The sequence below is a fragment of the Serratia sp. CMO1 genome (genome assembly GCF_015689115.1).
GTDB lineage: Bacteria > Pseudomonadota > Gammaproteobacteria > Enterobacterales > Enterobacteriaceae > Serratia > Serratia marcescens.
The window spans coordinates 1299365-1318084 of the sequence record NZ_CP065032.1; the positions used below are offsets into that span (position 1 = coordinate 1299365).

The 18720-nt window shown below is 62.0% G+C and carries 22 protein-coding genes; 11 read left to right on the forward strand and 11 right to left on the reverse strand.

Annotated elements, in window-relative coordinates:
* Positions 1-2: 2 nt before the first annotated feature.
* Complete coding sequence (locus tag IT763_RS06100) at positions 3-680, reverse strand: DJ-1/PfpI family protein (protein WP_206195257.1); 678 nt, start codon at positions 678-680, stop codon at positions 3-5.
* 91 nt (positions 681-771) lie between these two features.
* Here IT763_RS06100 and IT763_RS06105 point away from each other — a divergent pair, with 91 nt between their 5' ends.
* The 3 genes from IT763_RS06105 (at position 772) to pbpG (ending at position 3945) form a co-directional block, all read left to right on the forward strand.
* Entirely contained in the window at positions 772-1716 is a 945-nt protein-coding gene (locus tag IT763_RS06105) for a GlxA family transcriptional regulator (protein ID WP_143778709.1), read from the forward strand.
* A gap of 44 nt (positions 1717-1760) precedes the next feature.
* Positions 1761-2864: an adenosylhomocysteinase gene (locus tag IT763_RS06110; protein ID WP_049299461.1), complete on the forward strand. Its 1104-nt coding sequence runs from the start codon at positions 1761-1763 to the stop codon at positions 2862-2864.
* Positions 2865-3015: 151 nt separating this feature from the next.
* Positions 3016-3945, forward strand: a complete 930-nt coding sequence (pbpG, locus tag IT763_RS06115) for a D-alanyl-D-alanine endopeptidase (RefSeq protein ID WP_028127653.1) — start codon at positions 3016-3018, stop codon at positions 3943-3945.
* 34 nt (positions 3946-3979) lie between these two features.
* Here the strand turns inward: pbpG and IT763_RS06120 are convergent, their stop codons facing one another.
* Positions 3980-4435 carry a GNAT family N-acetyltransferase gene (locus IT763_RS06120; protein ID WP_016928647.1) on the reverse strand — a complete coding sequence of 152 codons (456 nt, stop codon included), beginning with the start codon at positions 4433-4435 and terminating at the stop codon, positions 3980-3982.
* Between the two features lie 76 nt (positions 4436-4511).
* Here IT763_RS06120 and IT763_RS06125 point away from each other — a divergent pair, with 76 nt between their 5' ends.
* The 4 genes from IT763_RS06125 to IT763_RS06135 all read left to right on the forward strand — a co-directional run bounded on the left by IT763_RS06125 (position 4512) and on the right by IT763_RS06135 (position 6990).
* Positions 4512-4916: a VOC family protein gene (locus tag IT763_RS06125; RefSeq protein WP_016928646.1), complete on the forward strand. Its 405-nt coding sequence runs from the start codon at positions 4512-4514 to the stop codon at positions 4914-4916.
* Positions 4917-5036: 120 nt separating this feature from the next.
* On the forward strand, positions 5037-5321 hold the full coding sequence (locus IT763_RS23340) for a lysophospholipase (RefSeq protein ID WP_240429726.1): 285 nt from the start codon (positions 5037-5039) through the stop codon (positions 5319-5321).
* On the forward strand, positions 5287-5967 hold the full coding sequence (locus IT763_RS06130) for an alpha/beta fold hydrolase (RefSeq protein WP_241005490.1): 681 nt from the start codon (positions 5287-5289) through the stop codon (positions 5965-5967). Before IT763_RS23340 ends, IT763_RS06130 begins: the two co-directional genes overlap by 35 nt.
* A gap of 102 nt (positions 5968-6069) precedes the next feature.
* Entirely contained in the window at positions 6070-6990 is a 921-nt protein-coding gene (locus tag IT763_RS06135; protein ID WP_206195258.1) for a DUF808 domain-containing protein, read from the forward strand.
* 229 nt (positions 6991-7219) lie between these two features.
* Here IT763_RS06135 and IT763_RS06140 read toward each other — a convergent pair whose 3' ends face one another.
* From IT763_RS06140 to IT763_RS06160, 5 genes are all read right to left on the reverse strand, one after another.
* Complete coding sequence (locus IT763_RS06140; RefSeq protein ID WP_206195259.1) at positions 7220-7759, reverse strand: GNAT family N-acetyltransferase; 540 nt, start codon at positions 7757-7759, stop codon at positions 7220-7222.
* Positions 7760-7917: 158 nt separating this feature from the next.
* Positions 7918-8730: a MetQ/NlpA family lipoprotein gene (locus tag IT763_RS06145; RefSeq protein ID WP_079449537.1), complete on the reverse strand. Its 813-nt coding sequence runs from the start codon at positions 8728-8730 to the stop codon at positions 7918-7920.
* A gap of 130 nt (positions 8731-8860) precedes the next feature.
* Complete coding sequence (locus IT763_RS06150; RefSeq protein WP_151254842.1) at positions 8861-9712, reverse strand: DUF1460 domain-containing protein; 852 nt, start codon at positions 9710-9712, stop codon at positions 8861-8863.
* Between the two features lie 104 nt (positions 9713-9816).
* The gene (locus IT763_RS06155) at positions 9817-10359 is read right to left on the reverse strand and encodes a GNAT family N-acetyltransferase (protein ID WP_206195260.1); all 543 of its coding nucleotides are present in this window, start codon (positions 10357-10359) and stop codon (positions 9817-9819) included.
* The gene (locus IT763_RS06160; RefSeq protein WP_049299467.1) at positions 10359-10826 is read right to left on the reverse strand and encodes an acyltransferase; all 468 of its coding nucleotides are present in this window, start codon (positions 10824-10826) and stop codon (positions 10359-10361) included. The genes IT763_RS06155 and IT763_RS06160 overlap by 1 nt, the downstream gene beginning before the upstream one ends.
* A gap of 204 nt (positions 10827-11030) precedes the next feature.
* Between IT763_RS06160 and IT763_RS06165 the strand changes: the two genes are divergently transcribed.
* Positions 11031-11621 (forward strand): Yip1 family protein, encoded by a 591-nt coding sequence (locus IT763_RS06165; RefSeq protein ID WP_019453944.1) that lies wholly within the window; start codon positions 11031-11033, stop codon positions 11619-11621.
* Between the two features lie 53 nt (positions 11622-11674).
* Here the strand turns inward: IT763_RS06165 and IT763_RS06170 are convergent, their stop codons facing one another.
* Positions 11675-12526, reverse strand: a complete 852-nt coding sequence (locus tag IT763_RS06170) for a DMT family transporter (protein WP_115435722.1) — start codon at positions 12524-12526, stop codon at positions 11675-11677.
* 565 nt (positions 12527-13091) lie between these two features.
* Between IT763_RS06170 and IT763_RS06175 the strand changes: the two genes are divergently transcribed.
* From IT763_RS06175 to IT763_RS06185, 3 genes are read left to right on the forward strand one after another with little or no spacing between them, the layout of a single operon-like run.
* On the forward strand, positions 13092-13808 hold the full coding sequence (locus tag IT763_RS06175) for an ABC transporter ATP-binding protein (protein WP_206195444.1): 717 nt from the start codon (positions 13092-13094) through the stop codon (positions 13806-13808).
* A 16-nt stretch (positions 13809-13824) separates the two neighbouring features.
* Complete coding sequence (locus tag IT763_RS06180) at positions 13825-14781, forward strand: ABC transporter substrate-binding protein (protein ID WP_206195261.1); 957 nt, start codon at positions 13825-13827, stop codon at positions 14779-14781.
* Positions 14778-15785, forward strand: a complete 1008-nt coding sequence (locus IT763_RS06185) for an iron ABC transporter permease (protein ID WP_206195262.1) — start codon at positions 14778-14780, stop codon at positions 15783-15785. The genes IT763_RS06180 and IT763_RS06185 overlap by 4 nt, the downstream gene beginning before the upstream one ends.
* Positions 15786-15848: 63 nt before the next feature.
* On the opposite strand, the gene dld is transcribed toward IT763_RS06185, so the two are convergent.
* The 3 genes from dld to IT763_RS06200 form a co-directional block, all read right to left on the reverse strand.
* Positions 15849-17555 (reverse strand): D-lactate dehydrogenase, encoded by a 1707-nt coding sequence (gene dld / locus IT763_RS06190; RefSeq protein ID WP_016928633.1) that lies wholly within the window; start codon positions 17553-17555, stop codon positions 15849-15851.
* 126 nt (positions 17556-17681) lie between these two features.
* Entirely contained in the window at positions 17682-18476 is a 795-nt protein-coding gene (gene map, locus IT763_RS06195) for a type I methionyl aminopeptidase (RefSeq protein WP_033642282.1), read from the reverse strand.
* A complete protein-coding gene (locus IT763_RS06200; RefSeq protein WP_049299473.1) occupies positions 18473-18676 on the reverse strand; it encodes a ParD-like family protein in 204 nt (67 codons plus the stop codon). The genes map and IT763_RS06200 overlap by 4 nt, the downstream gene beginning before the upstream one ends.
* Between the last annotated feature and the right edge of the window lie 44 nt (positions 18677-18720).

The following is an 18720-nucleotide window of genomic DNA, read 5'->3' on the forward strand; positions in this document are numbered from 1 at the left end:
CGCTAGCCTTGGGCGATTTGGGCCACCAACGCTCTGCGCCGCGCCAGGCTTTCCGCCATCTGCGTCTGTACCCTGGCGTAAATGTGCGGCGGGGCCAGTTCCGGCGTGCCGCCCTCGAACGGCGGCGCCGGGGCGTATTCCAGATAAAGCTGGATCATTTGGGCGGTGTCTTCGCCGTGCAGTTCGGCGATCAGCGCCAGCGCAAAGTCGATGCCGGCGGTGACGCCGCCGCCGCTGATCACATTGCCGTCGCGTTCTACGCGAGCAGCGCTGGGTATGGCGCCGAACAGCTTCAGGCTGTCGCGCATCGACCAGTGGCAGGCGGCGCGTTTGCCCGCCAGCAGACCGGCGGCGGCCAGGATCAGCGAACCGGTGCATACCGAGGTCAGGTAGCGGACATCGGCCCCCAGCCGCCGGATTTGCTGCATGAACGCTTTATCCTGCAGCGCCTGGGCGCAGCCGCTGCCGCCCGGCACGCACAGCACGTCGCAGCGCGGGATCTCCGGCAGCGGGCGCAACTGGGTGAAGTGCAAGCCTTCCGACTCGACATCCGCGCCGTCTACCGAGGCGACGATGATTTCCGCGCCCGGCATGCGGCGCAGAAACTGCAGTGGGCCAGTGAAATCGAGCTGGGTGACGCCTTGATAGATGGGAAATACAATCACGAGTGGTTCAGACATGACATTCGCCTCATTTTTATCGTTGGACCTGAGCCATAATAGCCGCCCTGCATTTGGCTGATATGACAGATAACCCTCAAAAAGCGCCATCATGAAAACGATCGGTTTTGTGGTTTTTCCCGGTTTCAACCTGCTGGACTTTGCCGGCCCGCTGGCGGCGTTCGATAACGTCAACCAGTTCACTGACCCGCCGGCCTACCGCTGCGTGGCGATCTCGCCGCAGGGCGGCATGGTCGCCAGCTCGGCCGGGGTGGAAATCGCCACGCAGCCGTGCGGCGACGAGCGTTTCGATACGTTGGTAGTGGCCGGCGGCAGCGGCAACGTGATGGCGGCGCAGTCACCGGCGCTGGTGGCGTTCCTGGCCAACCAAAGCCGACGAGCGCGGCGTATCGCCAGCGTGTGCACCGGGGCGTTTATTCTGGCGGCCTGCGGGCTGCTGGACGGCAAACGCGCCACCACCCACTGGTATCATGCGGCGCGGCTGCAGCAGAGTTATCCGCGCATTCGCGTCGACAGCAACCGCATTTTCATTCGCGATGGCGATATCTGGACGTCGGCCGGCATCAGCGCCGGCATCGATCTGGCGTTGGCGCTGATCGAGGACGATCTGGGCGCCACCCTGGCGGCGGCCGTGGCGCGGCAGTTGGTGGTCTATCACCGTCGTCCCGGCGGGCAGTCGCAGTATTCGCTGTTGCTGGCGTTGAACCCGTCGTCGGATCGCATGCGCGCCGCGCTGTCGTACGCGCGCGAACATTTGCACCTGCCGCTGTCGGTGGCGGATCTGGCCGACGCCGCCTGCCTGAGCGAGCGTCAGTTCGGCCGGCTGTTCCGCGCCGAAACCGGGCAGACGCCGGCCAAGGTGATCGAACAGCTGCGGGTGGAGGCGGCCAGGGTACGCATTGAAGAGAGCGCCGAGCCGCTGGAGGCGATCGCCCGTTCGGTGGGATTCAGCGATCCGGAGCGCATGAGGCGGGCGTTTATCCGCGTCTTTGGCCTGTCGCCGCAGGCGATCCGCCGGCTTGGCCGCGCGGGATAATTTTTTGCCACGCCTGGCGGCGGGGCACACCAGAGGAGCAACGGATGTATCAGGATTTTGAGAGCGAATTGAGCTGGGCGATGCGCCATATGCCGCGCACCCGAGCCGCGGTGGCGGCGTTGCCGGACCTGCACGGGGTGCGGCTGGCGTGCAACATGCACCTGGATCTGAAAATGGCGCCGCTGGTGGCCGGCCTGCTGGACAAGGGCGCGGCGATCTTCCTGACCACCTGCAATCCCACTACGGTGCAGGACGATGTGGTGAGCTGGCTGGAGCGGCGAGGCGCGCAGGCCTATGCCTGGCGTGACATGAGCGCCGGCGAATGGTCGGAATCCTTCGACCGCGCGCTGGCCTGGCGGCCGACTCATTTGTGCGAAATGGGAGCGGATTTGACCACCCGTTTGCACCAATCGCCGAACGGCCCGCAGATCGTCGCCGGGCTGGAGGCCACCGGCTCGGGCATCAACCGGTTGAACGGCGTGGCGCCGCGCTACCCGATCTTCAACTGGGACGATCTGCCGGTGAAAGAGGGGCTGCACAATCGGCATATGGTTGGGCTGACCGCCTGGCACACTTTCTTCCAGACCACCCACTTGACGCTGCATGAAAAGCGCGTGCTGGTGATCGGTTACGGCCTGGTCGGGCAGGGGACGGCGGCCGCGGCCAGAGCCTACGGCGGCCAGGTGATGGTGGCGGAAATCGATCCGGCGCGCGCGCTGCAGGCGCGTTATGACGGCTGGCAGGTGGTGGATCTGGCGAGCGGGGTCGCGCAGGCGGACGTGATCGCCACCGCGACCGGCGCGAAAAACGTGCTTTCGGCGCAGCATCTGCAACAGGCGCAGGACGGCGTGTTTATCCTCAACGTCGGCCACGTGGCGGAAGAGATCGACGTCGGCTTCCTCAAGGGCGTGCCGCACCACGAGCCGATGCCTTATGTGAATGCTTACCAACTGAATGAAAAGACGGTCTATTTGCTGGCCAACGGGTCGATGTTCAACCTGACCGCCGGCTACGGCGACAGCCTCAACGCCTTCGACGTCACGCTGGCGGTGATGGCGGCCGGCATCGGCCATATCGTCGGCGCGGGAGCGCGGCAAACGCCGGGGCTGTACCTGCTGCCGCAGTCGGCCTGGCAGCCGGCGCTGTAACTTTTTCTACGCGGGCGTTCATCCCAGAGCGCCCGCGGGCTGTGCCATTTTTCGGCCGACAGAATTTGTCACAAATCCGCCATACAATCCCAGTGCCAAGCGCTGAACCCTCACATATAATTCGCTGAGTTCAAGCCCCCATTTCAGAGTAATGCCTGTGAAAATACGTGTTTTGGTTCTGACCCTGCTCGCTTTGCAGGCGGGCGCAGGCTTTGCGCCGCGCGCGCTGGCCAGCGACAACGCCGCCGCCGTGCACGCCACCCAGCCTGAGCTGGCCTCCGGCAGCGCGATGGTCGTCGATATGCAAACCCATAAGGTGATGTATGCGCGCAACCCGGATGAAGTGGTGCCGATCGCCTCGATCACCAAGCTGATGACCGCCATGGTCACGTTGGACGCGCACCTGCCGCTCGATGAGATGCTGGCGGTGGACATCCGCCAGACGCCGGAGATGAAAGGGGTGTATTCGCGGGTGCGGCTGAACAGCGAAATCAGCCGCAAGGATATGCTGCTGCTGGCGCTGATGTCGTCGGAAAACCGCGCGGCCGCCAGCCTGGCGCACCACTATCCGGGGGGCTACAACGCCTTCATCAAAGCGATGAACGCCAAGGCCAGGGCGCTTGGCATGACCAACACCCATTACGTGGAACCGACCGGGCTCTCTATTCATAACGTATCGACGGCGCGCGATCTGACCAAGCTGCTGATCGCCACCAAGCAATACCCGTTGATCGGCCAGCTCAGCACCACCACCGAGCGCATGGCCAGCTTCAAGGATCCGAACTACACGCTGCCGTTCCGCAACACCAACCATCTGGTGTACAACCCGAAGTGGAACATTCAGCTGACCAAGACCGGCTTCACCAACCAGGCTGGCCACTGCCTGGCGATGCGCACCGTGATCGGTAACCGCTCGGTGTCGCTGGTGGTGCTGGACGCCTTCGGCAAATACACCCACTTCGCCGACGCCAACCGGCTGCGCAGCTGGATTGAAACCGGCAAGGTGACGCCGATCCCGGCCGCCGCCCGTGACTATCGCCGCCAAAAAGACGCCCGTCTGGCGAAAAACGACAGCGAATAACCCGCCTGGCGGCCTGCCCGTTTGCTGCAGGCCGCTATCGGCCTTCGGGCCGTCTGATGACAAATCCCCGCTCGCGATCGCCGTCGAAACCCGCTTTGAGATAAAGCTGGTGCGCGCCGGTGCGTTGCTGTCCCGACAGCAGCATCACCTTGTAACAGCCTTTACGCCAGGCCAGTTGCAGCGCGTATTCGATCATGGCGAGCGCTACGCCGTGGCCGCGGTAGGGCTCCGCCGTCACCACGTGTTCGATGACGCCGAACGGTTGTGCCTGATGCGCCAGCCCCGGGATCAGCGCCAGCATGCAGGTGGCGATCGGCTGTTCCTCGTCCGCCGCCACCACCAGGCGGATCGCCGGATCGTCCAGCAGGCGTTGCAGGGTGCGGCGCGCGTCGTCGGCGCGCAGCGGCGCGTCCTGCGGGCGCAGCTCGCGATACAAGGCTAACAGGCCGTTGAGATCGTCCGGCTGCGCCAGGCGATGAATGATGCTCATGGTTGCTCCTTTCCGCCGCTTCAACGGTAATCCGCTATCCTCCATTAATACCACAACGTTTGCCGGAGGGGATGTTATGAGTCAGGTTTCGACCTTTGTCATGTTCCAGGGAGAGGCGCAGCAGGCGATCGATCTCTACAGCCAGGTGTTCGAGCGTTTTCGGCTCATGCAGGTGCAGCATTACGACCCGACGCCGGACGGCCGGCGGTTGATCAAGCATGCTGCCATCGATTTCGATCGACAGAACCTGGTGTTTACCGATAGCCCGATCAGCCATGACTTCAGCTTTACCCCGGCGGTGTCGCTGTTCATCAATCTGCCTAACGAAGAAGCGTTGGAGCGGGCGTTCCACCGGCTGGCGGAGGGCGGCAAGGTGCTGATGCCGCTCGATGACTACGGCTTCAGCGCCCGTTTCGGTTGGCTCAACGATCGTTTCGGCCTTTCCTGGCAGCTCAATGTGCCGGCGGGCGATCTGCCCTGATACTAAGGGCTCAGCGTGTAAAAGGCATGGTAGTTCCTGCTGTTATTTCATATGCTTATCATCGTGAGGGCGGGGAATTTTGCCGTAGGAAATACCGACAACGTCATGGAAAGGTGCGCTTTGATTGATTTTGACCGCTATGTTGAGCAAGCGAAGTCTTACGGCGAGTGGCCGGGCAGGCATGTGGACATGTCGTCCGCTTGCGTCGAGGGGTTGAGCTATCGCCTGTATCGGCACGCTGCCGAGAGCGAAGACGTGATGGTGGTGTATCACGGCGGCGGGGTTAACAGCGCCGCCGGGTATGACGTTCTTGCGCGCCAGTTGGCGGCCGAGCCAACGCTCGCGGTGTGCCTGGTGGATATCCGCGGACATGGCGATTCCACGGGAGAGCGGGGGGACGGTTGAGCGGCCTGAGCGTATTTGGCGCGATGTCGATGTCATCCTGGCGGAAATGCGCCGCCGTTTCCCGTTGGCGCGCAGACACCTGCTGGGCCATTCCAGCGGCGCCGGGATGTTGCTCAACTACTTGACCCGCTATCCTGGCGAGCAGCAGGCGGACAGCCTGATCCTGCTGGCGCCCGAGCTGGGGCCATTTTCCGGGATGGCCCGCGATCTGGCGGCGACGGCCCGTTTTGCCCAGGTGCGTCAATGGCCGTTTGTCGCCAATGCGCTCAGCGGCGGGCGGTGGTTTGGGCAAGCCCGGGCGGTCAGCCTGAATTTTCCCCCGGCGGTGCTGGCCGCCGCCCCCGATTTTGTCTGCCAATACAGCGTCAATATGGCTAATGCATTGACGCCGCGCACCCCGGCCAAGCAACTGGCGGCGCTGCGATTGCCGACCTTGCTGCTGGCGGCCGCGCAGGACGAGTTGTTCAATGCGCAAGCGATGCAGCGTTTCGTTGAACAGCATGGCAGCGTGCATGTGGCATTTGGTTTGCTTGAGGGGAGTACGCATTTATCGTGCGTCTTTGATGCCCATCGCCTTGTCCTTCAACATATCTCGCGTGTGTCCGCTATCGGATCCGATGAGGGGCTGGCGGGCGAGGGGGCTTAACGCCCGACCGGCATTTTCCGAGATCCTCCCATATCCTTTTATGACGCTTTACCGCTATGCTAAACATAGAATGGCCCGTGAATATGAAAAGGATGAATCATTTTGGCAGGAAGTAGTTTACTTACCCTCATCGACGACATCGCCTCGTTGCTGGACGACGTCTCTTTAATGAGCAAGATGGCGGCGAAAAAAACCGCCGGGGTGCTGGGGGACGATCTGGCGCTCAACGCGCAGCAGGTCACCGGCGTTAAAGCCGATCGCGAACTGCCGGTGGTGTGGAGCGTCGCCAAAGGCTCGCTGATCAACAAGGCGATCCTGGTGCCGCTGGCGCTGCTGATCAGCGCCTTCGCGCCCTGGGCGATTACGCCGCTGCTGATGGTGGGCGGCGCCTACCTGTTTTACGAAGGGTTCGAAAAGGTGTTTCACAGCCTGAGCCACGGCAAGGCGGCGCAGGAGGAAAAATCGGACGGGCCCGGCGCCAATGAGGACGCCGCGGCCTATGAGAAGCGCAAGGTGAAAGGGGCGATACGCACCGATTTCGTGCTCTCCGCCGAGATTATCGCCATCACGCTGGGCACGGTCGCCGGCGCCACCTTCAGCCAGCAGGTGATCGTCTTGTGCGGCATCGCCGTCGTGATGACGCTCGGCGTGTACGGCATTGTCGCCGGCATCGTCAGGCTGGACGATCTGGGGCTGTATCTGAGCCGCAAAGGCAGCGCGTTGGCGCGTGCCATCGGCAGCGGCATCGTGCGCGCCGCGCCTTATCTGATGAAAACGCTGTCGATCGTCGGCACTGTCGCCATGTTTATGGTCGGCGGCGGTATTCTGACCCACGGTTTGCCGCCGGTGCATCACCTGTTCGAAGACTGGGCCTCGTACACCACCGTGGTGCCGACGTTTGGCCATCTTTTGCAGGGTGTGGTTCCGGCCCTGCTGAACGTGGCGTTCGGGCTGGTGGCCGGCGGCGTGGTGCTGGCGGCGGTGTCGGCGCTGGGCGCGGTACGCGCGCGTTTCAAGGCATGATGAAAAGTCTCGCCCCGGAAGGGGCGGGACGTATTAAGCGCATTAAAAGATCAGTTTGAGAACGCCGGTAATCGTCAACAAACCCACGATAAAGATGATGGCGACTATCCACAGAATAATTTTCATTTGATTCTCCCTTACCGGTTAAAGGTGGCGCGCGATTGGCGCTAACTCAATGAAATCACTCTTCACTATAGACGCTAACTCCCTATCGTGCGTCGCCATGCCTTCAAGGATGCTGATTGTCGCCCGCGCCCAGCGCGCGCTGCATGATGTGGGTGTCGCGCCATTCCCCCAGCTTGAATCCCACGGCCTTTAACGTCCCGACGCTGGTAAAGCCGAGCGACTGGTGCAGCGCCAGCGAGCCGCGGTTGGCGGAGGAATCGCCGACGATCGCTAGCATCTGGCGCCAGGGACCTTGCTCGCAGCGGGCGATCAGCGCGCTCAGCAGCGCCTTTCCGACGCCTTTGCCCTGTTGCCCTTCGGCGATATATACCGAGTCTTCCACGGTAAAGCGATAGGCCGGCCGGGGGCGATACGGCGTGGCATAGCAGTAACCCACAATGACGCCTGCGCTTTTCGCCACCAGCCAGGGCAGGCCGGCCTCCCGCACCTTGCTCAGGCGCAGCTGCATTTCCGCCAGCGTCGGCGGCTGCTCTTCAAATGAGGCCGCGCCGTACAGCACGTGCTGGGTGTAAATACGCAGCACGGCGGCCATATCGTCCGGTGTGGCGTCAAGAAGGCTAAGTACGGGAGCGGAGAGCGTCATGATAATGCCTGTTTACCTTGGAAATCAGCGGATAAACGCCATTATGCGCGCTGCTCGTCGCCGGGATAAATCGGGTTTTCTTATGGTGAGATAAGAAAAGGCGATGATGAGCGGGAAGGGGCTCTTTGGGGAGAGCCCCTGAGGCGGTTTGCCTGGCATTACCAGCCTTTCACCGCGCCGCCGTTGAAGATTTTCTCGGCGGCCTTGGCCACTTCGTCCGACTCATAGGCCTTGATGAAGTTCTGCACGTTTGGCGCGTCCTTGTTGTCTTCGCGGGTGACGATGATGTTGGTGTACGGCGAGTCTTTATCCTCGATGAAGATGCCGTCTTTGGTCGGCGACAGGCCGGTCTGGTTGATGTAGGTGGTGCTGATGACGGCGACGGTGACTTTCGGATCGTCCAGCACGTGCGGCAACTGCGCGCCTTCTAGCTCCATGATCTGATAACGATGCGGGTTGGCGCTGATGTCCAGGGCGGTAGGCAGCAACCCTTTGCCAGGCTTCAGGCTAATCAGCCCGGTTTTTTCCAGCAGCAGCAGGGCGCGCCCCAGGTTGGTCGGATCGAGTGGGATGGCGATCACCGCGCCGTCCGGCAGCTCTTTCAGCGATTTTATCTTTTTGGAGTAGCCGGCCATCGGGAAGACGAAGGTATTGCCGACCGCCACCAGCTTATAGCCGTGATCTTTGTTTTGCTGTTCGAGGAACGGGCGGTGCTGGAACACATTGGCGTCCAGTTCGCCCTTGTCGGTGGCGTCGTTCGGCAGCAGCGAGCCGCTGAAACCGACCAGCTCGACCTCCAGCCCATATTTCTCTTTCGCCACCTGTCTGGCGATTTCCGCCACGTCCTGTTCCGCGCCGTTGATGACGCCGACTTTGATATGGTTTTGGTCGGTTTTTTGATCGCAGCCCTGCAGCGCCAATACGGCGGCGAAGGCCGCCGCCAGAGGGGTGATACGCCAGCGTAAGGTCATCGAAGTCTCCCTGAAAAGAACAATAAAATCAGTTGTTTTTTGTTCTTACAGCTAAGCCTGAACCGCCGATGAAGTCAAACGCTCGCTCAGCATAAACGGCTATAGCTTATAGCCGTTATGCGATGGGGGATTATCGGCTGAGTGAACGCAGCACCACGATGCCCGGCGTGGCCATCACGTAATCCATAAAGGGCGAATCGACCACCCGCATGTTGGCCTTGCGCGATGAGGCGTTGCGCAGCACCGGGCCGTTGTCGGTCATCACGAAGATGCCGGTATGGGTCACGTCCAGCCCGGCGAGGTTGGTGTAAATGCCGATGTAATCGCCGGTGCGCAGTTGGGCCAGCACCTTGTCGTCGACGCTGTCGCTGGGGATATAGGTCACGCTGCGTTGTACGTTGGGCAAACCGGGCAGGTAGCTGCCGCCGTCCGCCTTTTGATTGAGGGTTTTCACGAGGGTGACGGCGTGCGGGCTGAGCTGCGCGGTGATGTCTTCGGCCACCTTGTGCGGCCGCTGCGCCCAGTCGGTGAAGAAGTGTTTGCGCTGCGGGAAGGCGATTTTGCCGTCGACGTAGCGAATGTCCACCAGACGCTGAACGAACTCGGCCTCGCTGCGGGCGGTGCTGAGCGCTTCCACATAATCGATGTAGGTGAAGCAATCCAGCCCGCGGAAGTCGATCACCAGCCGCTCGGGCGTGTTCTGCGCACCGATCAGGCGGTTGGCGAGGTAGGGCGTGCCGAGGAATTCGCGCGAAATCAAATCGACGCTGCGGCCATGCGGCTGCGCGGCGGGCCAACCGGCGCGCAGCGCGAGGATCTCACGCAGCTTGCTGCGGGTGCTGGCGTCCATCTCCGGCTGCACGCCCGGCGGCGAAACGGTGACGCCGGTCGGCGGCGTTGCGGGGACGACGGCGGCGGGGCGCTCGGCGCATCCGCTCATGGCGATAGCTAACATCAGTAAAACAGCCTTGTTCTGGTTCATACGGCCCTCCCTGGGTGTCGCTGGCTTATCAGAGTAAGTGATAACAGTTCTCATCCGATGGTAGGGGTTAAAAAGTAAACATAGCCTCAATGACGTTCGATAAATCAGTAACCGATTTCGCTATTGAACGGCAAATACCAGAACAGCGCGATTTCGTGATCGGCGATCTCCGGCTCGGCGCGGTACAGCAAACGATCGATGCCGCCGAGAATAAACCCGTAATGCTGGTAGCAGCGGCAGGCCGCCAGATTGTTGTTCTGCGTTTCGAGCATCATACCTGAGGTTTCCTGTTGCCGCGCCCACTGTTTGGCGCAGTCCAGCAGCGCCCCGGCGATGCCCTGACGACGCGCGTGAGCGCTGACGGCGATCTCGTCGATCAGGGTGTAACCGTTCCAGTTTTTGCTCAGCGTAATATGGCCAACGGCGTCATTCTGGCGATACGCCAGGAAGGTCACGCTGTCTTCGTTGGCGAACGGCGCCAGCGGATACCGCTTGCGAAACGGCGCCACCGGGTGGGTTGGCCAGCTGTCGACCGGGCTGTCAAACTGCGGCAGAGCGTAACAGGCGATGGTGAAGCTGAAATCGCCGCGCGTCAGATAATCATCGGGCAGCGCCTCAATGGCCGCGATGCGGATGGCCGGGGTCATTACGGCAGCTCCCGCAGCAGGCGCGCCGGGTTGCCGGCATAAATCCCCTTGCGGGTGATGTCACGGGTCACCACCGCCCCGGCGCCGATCACCGCGTCGCTGCAGATCTTCACCGCCAGGATCGTGGCGCCGGAGCCGATGGACACTCGATCGCCGATGCAGGTGCGCCCCCAGCTGGCCGGATCGGCGTTGGGCGCGCCATCTTTGAACAGATCGTTGGCGAAGGTGACGCCGTGGCCGATAAAGCACGCTTCGCCGAGGGTGACGTATTCGCAGATAAAGCTGTGCGACTGAATTTTACTGCGCGCGCCGATGCTGACGTGGCGCTGGATCTCCACGAACGGGCCGACGAAGACATCGTCGCCGAGCCGGCAGCCGTACAGATTGCAGGGCTCGATTACGGTGACGTTGCGCCCGGCGTCGACGTCGACGATCCCCGCCTGGCGGGTGGTGATAGCGGATGACATGACCTTCCTCGCAGCCTGGGTTTAATGGGGGGAGTATAAGACAAAGCGCCGCGCCTTTCGCTTTCCGCACGTTTTTTCGCCAAAAGACTATAATTAGTACAGGGGAGAGAGCCCCGTGGCCGCAATCCTCGCACGGGTAGCAGTCCGTCGGAGGTGTGAAATTCGTTCGCCGATCGCGGCCTACGGCGAGATAGGAGGTGTCTCATGGTCAGTCATGTTTGGGGACTTCTGGCGCATCCCAGCGCCGAGTTCGAACAGATAAAAAGCGAGAATGAAAGCGTCTCGCACCTATACACCCATCACGTGTTGCTCTTGGCAGCCATCCCGGTGGTCTGCGCCTTTATCGGCACCACCCAGTTGGGCTGGCTCTCCGGCGAGGGACATGCCATCAGGCTCGACATGTTTACCGCGTTTTATACCGCCGTGGCGTTCTACCTGCTGATGCTGGCAGGCGTAGCGGCCATGGGGAAAGTCATTCACTGGATGGCGCGGCGCTATGAATCGCGCCCCAGCCTGCACCGCTGCATGGTGTTCGCCGGCTATGTGGCGACCCCGATGTTCCTCAGCGGGGTAGTGGCGCTTTATCCGGTCGTCTGGCTGTGTCTGTTTGTCGGCATTATCGGCCTGTGCTATTCGGGCTATCTGCTGAATCTGGGGATCCCGCACTTCCTGAATATCGACAGTAAGGAAGGGTTCATCTTCTCCAGCTCGACCTTCGCTATCGGTATCCTGTTGCTCGAGCTGCTGCTTGGGGTGACGGTGCTGCTGTGGGGGTACGGTTCCTGGTTGTTCTGAGTTAACGGCTGTTGTTGCCCCCGCGCCGGTGGAACGGCGCGGGGGCTTTTGCTTTATACGCGGCGGAAAACCAGCATCACGCCGAGCACGATGCCCGCCATGCCCAGCAGGCTCAGCGCCGCCAGCGCGTGGCCGAGCAGCAGGTAATCCAGCAGGGCGGTCACCGCCGGGATCAGGTAGAACAGGCTGGTGACCTGCACCAGATTGCCGCGCTGGATCAGGCGATACAACAAGAAGGTCGCCAGCACTGAGATCACCACCGCCATCCACAGCAGCGGCAGCACGAACTCAGGCCGCCAGTCGACCCGCAGCGGCTCAAACGGCAGCGCCAGCGTACACATCAACAGCCCGATGGCATACTGCAGCGGCAAGACCGCCAGCGGCGGCTGCGTCATGCCCTTTTGCAGCAGGGTGCCGGCGGTCATGCTCCCCAATGCGATAAAGGCGAACAGCATGCCGCTCGGCGAGAAATGAGCCACCATCAGGCTTTGGTACACCACCAGCGTCAGCCCGGCCATCGCCAGCGCCAGCCCGAATGCGCGCAGCCCTGCACAGCGCCGTTCGGTGATGAACTGGGTGAGGATCGGCTGTACGCCGAGCAACGTGGCCAGCACGCCGGGCGTAATGCCCTGTTCCAACGCCAGCAGATAGCAGATCTGATAGCTGCCGATCATCAGCACGCCGATCAACGCGACGCGCCGACGGGTGCCGGCGGCGGGCAGGCACTGGCGCCGCCACAGGCCGATGGCCAACAGCACCGCCAGCGCGATGGCGCAGCGGAAGAACAGAAAAGCGAAGGCTGAGGCGTGCTCCAACCCCCAACGGGAGAAGATCGCGCCGCTGCTCCAGAGCAGGACGAACAGCGTAGCCAGGCCGGCATTGGCCCAGAGAGAAGGGAATCGCATATCAATTTCACCTGTCGTGAAAATTACAGGCTCCGGCGCGCGCGGCGGTCTACGCCTGAACGCAGCAGATCAATAAGCCGGAGGTAAAAAGTCGGTGTGGCTTAACGCGCAACCACAATGCGTGGCGGGTAAGCGGCAACCGCGGAAACGACAGAGAAAACGGCGGGTGGAGCGGAGGAAGCACACAGCAAAACGACGGCCGGAACGGTCGCGTTTGTCGGATCTGTGCTGTGCGCCAACGGGGTCATATGGGTTCCTGCAAATCGGGAATGAGACGAATCGCTTCAAACATAACCAAGTTCAGCGGGGCGTGCAATCGGAAATCACAATGATTTAAATGATAATGAAAATCATTATCATTAATTAAAAGGTGTGCTATGTTGCTTTTGCCACGTAGTGTTGACGCAGCGCGTGCGGCAGAAGACGTTGCGATTCGCTTTTGCAGAAGGCGAGCAATCGTGGTAAAAATATTGGTATGTTATAATATAACAATTAATGCATAATGAATTCAGTTCACGACATCCTCCATGTTGATGGAGTTAGCCTGACCGGCCACGGCGGGGCATTGATACTCGACACCATCCATTTCGCGCTCCGCGCCGGTGAGAAGCTGGCGGTGATCGGCCCCAACGGCAGCGGCAAGTCCAGCCTGTTGCGCACCCTGATCGGCGAAACGCGGCCGGACAGCGGCGGCATTTACTGGCGGGGGCGTGCCTTGTCCGCGTGGCCGGCGGCGGAGCGCGCCAGAAGCATCGCCTTTCTGGCGCAAAACGATCTGCCGGATTTGCGGCTGTCGGTCGAGGATTACGTGGCGTTGGGCCGTTTACCGCATGGCGAACGCTCTGCGACGGGAAAGTGCATCGTTGACGAGGCCATCGGGGAAACCGGGCTGGCGCCGCTCAGACACCATCCGTTGGGGCGGCTCTCGGGCGGCCAGCGTCAGCGCGCCGCGCTGGCTCGGGCGTTGGCGCAGTCTCCCGACCTGTTGTTGCTGGATGAACCGACCAATCACCTCGATCCGCTCGGGCGCTCGGCGCTGCTGTCGCTAGTGAAGAATAAAGATATCGCCGTGATTGCGGTGCTGCACGATCTGCCCGTGGCGGAGGCGTTTGCCGATCGGATCCTGGTGCTCAACGAAAGCCGCCAGGTGGCCTGTGGCACGCCCGAGGCGGTGTTGCAGACCCCGGTGATTTTGCCGGTGTTCGGCATGAACAGCTTCAAGGTGGCGCACCCCGTCAGCGGGAAAACGCTGCGTATTTTTGACGTTCCCCATTGCGCTTGATAAACCAGAGAGAAACATGAACACACGCGTATTCCCCCTGCTCCTGCTGCTGGCCGGCGGGGCGGCGGCGGCCGAAAAATTTCCCGTCACCGTAGAAAGCTGCGGTACGCCGGTCACCTTCAACCAGGCGCCGCAACGCGCCGTCATCAACGACATCAACATGGCCGAGATGGCCTTTGCGCTCCATCTGCAGGATCGCATTGTCGGGCTGACCGGCATCACCGGCTGGTACAAACTGACGCCCGATTTCAAGGCCGCGATGGGCGCCATTCCCGAACTGGCGCCGAAATATCCCGCTCTGGAAACGCTGCTGGCGGCACAGCCGGACTTCTTCTTCGCCGGCTGGAATTACGGCATGAAGATCGGCGGCGACGTCACGCCGGAGAAGCTCGCCCCGTTCGGCATCAAAACGCTGGTACTGAGCGAGAGCTGCGTACAGGCCGGCGGGCGGCCGCAGAAGGCCGATATGAACCTGCTGTATGACGATGAGTTGAAGCTCGGCAAGATTTTCGGCAAGCCGCAAGAGGCCGCCGCGCTGGTTGAGGGCTGGCGGCGCCGGTTGGCTGCGCTTCCCGCCAGGCCGGCGGGCCAGCCGCCGCTTAAAGTGTTCGTCTATGACTCGGGGGAGGAGAAGCCTTTCACCAGCGGCAAATACGCCATGCCGACGGCGATCATCGAAGCGGCGGGCGGCCGCAACGTGATGGACGGTTTGCCGGCGAGCTGGACGACGGCGTCCTGGGAGGCGGTGGCGGCGGCCGAGCCCGACTTCATCATTCTGCTGGATTATCAGACCGGGTCAGGCGCCGATGCGCTGCGGCGCTTCCTCGAGTCTCACCCGTTGATGAAGTTGACGCCCGCGGTACGGCACCATCGTTATCTGAAACTGCAGTATGCGGAGCTGACGCCGGGGCCGGCCAACATCGGCGCGGTGGAAAAGCTGGCGCGGGCGCTGTACGCGCCGGAGGCTGAATGAACTCGTCGATCCGGTGGTTTATGCTGCTCGCGCCGCTGGCGCTGTCAGTGTTGTGCGGGCTAATGATCTGGAGCCTGCAGCTGGGCAGCGTCGCGCTGTCATGGCGGCAGACGATGGCGGCATTGGGGCTTTCATCGGCGCCCCTATCCGGCATGCTGGATACCATCGTCGTGCAACTGCGGGTGCCCAGAGCCTTATTGGCGGCCTTGACCGGCGCCGGGCTGGCGATGACTGGCGCGCTGCTGCAGACCACCACCCGCAATGAGCTGGCCGATCCTTTTTTGTTTGGGCTCTCCTCCGGCGCCTCCGCCGGCGCGGTGCTGGTCATCACGCGCTTCGGCGATGCGCTGGGCGCGCTGACGCTGCCGCTGTCCGCTTTCGCCGGCGGCATTTTGTCCGCGATGGCGGTGATGATCCTGTTTCGCGTCAGCCGGGTCAGGCGCGCCGAGCAGCTGGTCGTCTGCGGCCTGGCGGTCTCGTTTTTGTTCAGCGCGCTCACCAGCTACCTGGTGTTTTCCGGCGATCAGCGGGCGGCCGGTTCGGTGTTGTTCTGGTCGCTGGGCGGGTTGGGGTTGGCGCGTTGGGATAATCTGTTCATTCCGTTGGTGAGTTTCGTGCTGCTGGCCGGGTTTACGGCGCTGCGTTGGCGGGCGCTGGACGCGCTGCTGGCGGGCGAGCACACCGCCCATTCGATGGGGGTCAATGTGGCGCGCCTGCGCACCGAGACCTTTCTGTGCTGCGCATTGTCTACGGCGTTTCTCGTGTCGCTGACGGGCGTCATAGGGTTTGTCGGGCTGATGGTGCCCTATCTGGCCCGGCGCCTGGTGGGCGTGCGCCACCGTTTGGCCGTGCCGATGTGCGGCCTGCTGGGGGCGATGCTGCTGACCGGCGGCGACATGCTCAGCCGCAGTCTGATCCCCAATCAGGAGCTGCCCATCGGCATCATTACGGCCGGACTGGGGGGCGCGTTCATCGTCTCCTTGCTGCTGCGCGCGGAACGCTGAATGGGCCATTGAAGGCCAACGGGAAGGTGAGGCGGCCCGCGTTGGCGGGCCGGTCGGGCGGTCTTAGCGGAGGTCTTCGGCCCAGCCTTTGCGTTTGCTGGTTTTGCCGATGCCGGGGTTGAAGCTGTTGGTCGGATCGGCGGTGCGGTAGAACGCTTGCAGATCCGGTTTGGCGTGGTACAGGTGGCCGACGTTATGCTCCGCCGGGTACTCGGCGCCGCGCCGGTTGAGGATCTCGAGCATCTTTTCTTTCAGCGCATGGCTGTCCACGCCTTTTTTCACCACGTAGTCCTGGTGGAAGACGTGGCACATAAAGTGGCCGTAATACAGCTTATGCACCAACTGACTGTCGATTTCCGGCGGCAGCGTTTCGAACCAGTCGGTGTCGTTGCGGCGCAGGGCGATGTCCAGCGCCAGAATATCTTCCACCTTGTCGGCGTGCACCGCGTGGTAGCGCACGGCGGCGCCGGCGGCGGCGAAGCGGTGCAGGAAAGCCTTTTTGCCCTCGTCAGGCGTGCAGGCGAAGAAGGCGCCTTCGGCCTGGGCGAAATAGTCGGTCAGGTAGCGCTGGGCCTCTTCCACGCCGGGGCCGGCCATCTTCAGCAGCAGATGGTGTTCGAAACGTTCGCGGTATTCCTTCATGCGTTTCGGCAGGTGGCTCGGCGCCAGATGGCTCAGGCCCTGCATCAGCCGATCGGTCAGGTTGTGCGGCAGCAGCGGCAGCTTGTTGAGGCTGGCGTCCATGCGGCCCTTCAGAGTGAAGAAGCGCGGCATCTGATCGGTGCCGAGCTTGTCGATCATCATGAAGGTGTCTTTGCCGTACACCTCGGCGATGTCGAAGATATCGCGGTGCATGTATTCACCGGCCACCGGCAGGTTTTCGAATTTGCTCAGCATGTGGCGGCGCAGTTCGGTCAGCACCGCGGTGTCGTTGGTGCCGATATAGAACACCTGCTCTTTGCCCTCTTTCTCGAAGGTGTCGAGCCGCACCGCGAACACCGCCAGTTTGCCGGCGCAGCCGGAGGCTTCGTACAGGCGGCGTTTGTCGGCGTTGAAGCGGGAAGGGGTGTCGGCATCGACGTCGCGCACCCGGCTGGCGTATTCGTTATCCGAGGCGCGCAGCTCACCGTATTCGACGTCCTCCGGGCGATAGTCGCCTTTTTCCAGCCGGGTGAGGATCTCTTCCGGCGTGTCGCCGAGGCGGATGCCCAGATGGTTCACCAGGCGCAGCTGGCCGTCTTCCCCTAACTGGGCGTACAGCGCCATTTCGGTATAGGCCGGGCCGCGTTTCACCAGCGAGCCGCCGGAGTTGTTGCATACGCCGCCGATCACCGAGGCGCCGATGCAGGAGGAGCCGATCACCGAATGCGGTTCGCGGCCGTAGGGTTTGAGCAATTTCTCGAGGTGGTGCAGGGTGCTGCCGGGGAAGCCGACCACCTGCTTGCCGTTGTCCAGCACCTGAATATGATCGAGGCGCAGGGTGCTGACGATGACGATATCGCGATCATAGTCGTTGCCGCTGGGGGTTGAGCCCTCGGTCAGGCCGGTGTTGGCGGCTTGCATGATGACGATTTTGTCGGCGGCCACGCAGGCCTGCAGAATGCGCCACAGCTGCAGCAGGCTGGTAGGGAATACCACCGCCAGCGCCTGGCCTTCGCCGGAGCGGAAGCCCTTGCGATAACGCTCGGTGTTGCGATCGCCGGTCAACAGCTGCGGGCCGCCGACGATGTCCTTGAGCTGATTGATAAACGTCTGATTGCCTGACTGCATGCTGCCTGTCTCCCTGTCATCCCCGTCGCCTTAACCGCGGCACCGGGGTGCCGCGCAACAAGCTAAGAGGTTATTAATTAAATAACTTATTAAGCTATCAGCTTGGTAGGCTAATGGCTTGCGGGTTTAGTAGCGCTCGGCGTAACCGGCTCGGCGCTCTTCGTCGCGCAGCGTCAGGATCTCCACGCCGTCGGCGGTGACCGCCACGGTGTGTTCCCACTGCGCCGACAGTTTTTTGTCGCGCGTCACCACCGTCCAGCCGTCTTTCTTCTGCTTGATGCGGCGGTCGCCCTGATTGATCATCGGCTCGATGGTGAACACCATGCCTTCCTGTAGCGCCATGCCGCTGCCGGGTTGACCGTAGTGCAATACCGCCGGCTCTTCGTGCATGTCGCGGCCGATGCCGTGGCCGCAATACTCCCGCACGATGCTGTAGCCGGCCTGCTCGGCGTGCCGCTGGATGGCGTGGCCGATATCCCCCAGGGTGGCGCCCGGTTTGACCGCGCGAATGCCCTGCCACATCGATTCATAAACGTTGTTCACCAACCGTTTGGCCAGCGGCGTCACCTGGCCGATGCAGTACATCTTGCTGGAGTCGGCGATATAGCCGCCGTTTTCCAGCGTGATATCCACGTTGACGATCATGCCGGAACGCAGGATCTTGCTGGCCGACGGCACGCCGTGGCACACCACATCGTCCACGGAGGTGTTGAGCACATAGGGGAAATCATACTGCCCCTTGCTGGCCGGGCGCGACTTCAGTTCTTCGACGATAAACGCCTCGGCGCGGTCGTTGATCTCCATGGTGGAGATGCCTTCGACGATGACCTCATCGAGCATAGCAAACACTTTGGCCAGCAGAGCGCCGGAATGGCGCATTTTGGCAATCTCTTCCGGCGTTTTAATCACAATCTGTTTCACCCGACAATCTCCTTCAGCGTCAGCGCGTTATCTTTCATCATTTTTTTTACCAGTTGCGGATAGGTCAGTTCCGGATGGAACTCCGCCAGCATGCCGATCTTGATCCAGTACTCGGCCTGCGCATTGATCGAACGTGTCATGGTCAGGCTGGCGAGGCGCAGATCGTCATGCAGCGTGTCCGAAATTTTTACGATGCCCATCGGCGTCTCCATAAATGAACAGTATACGAAGTGTATACGTTTGG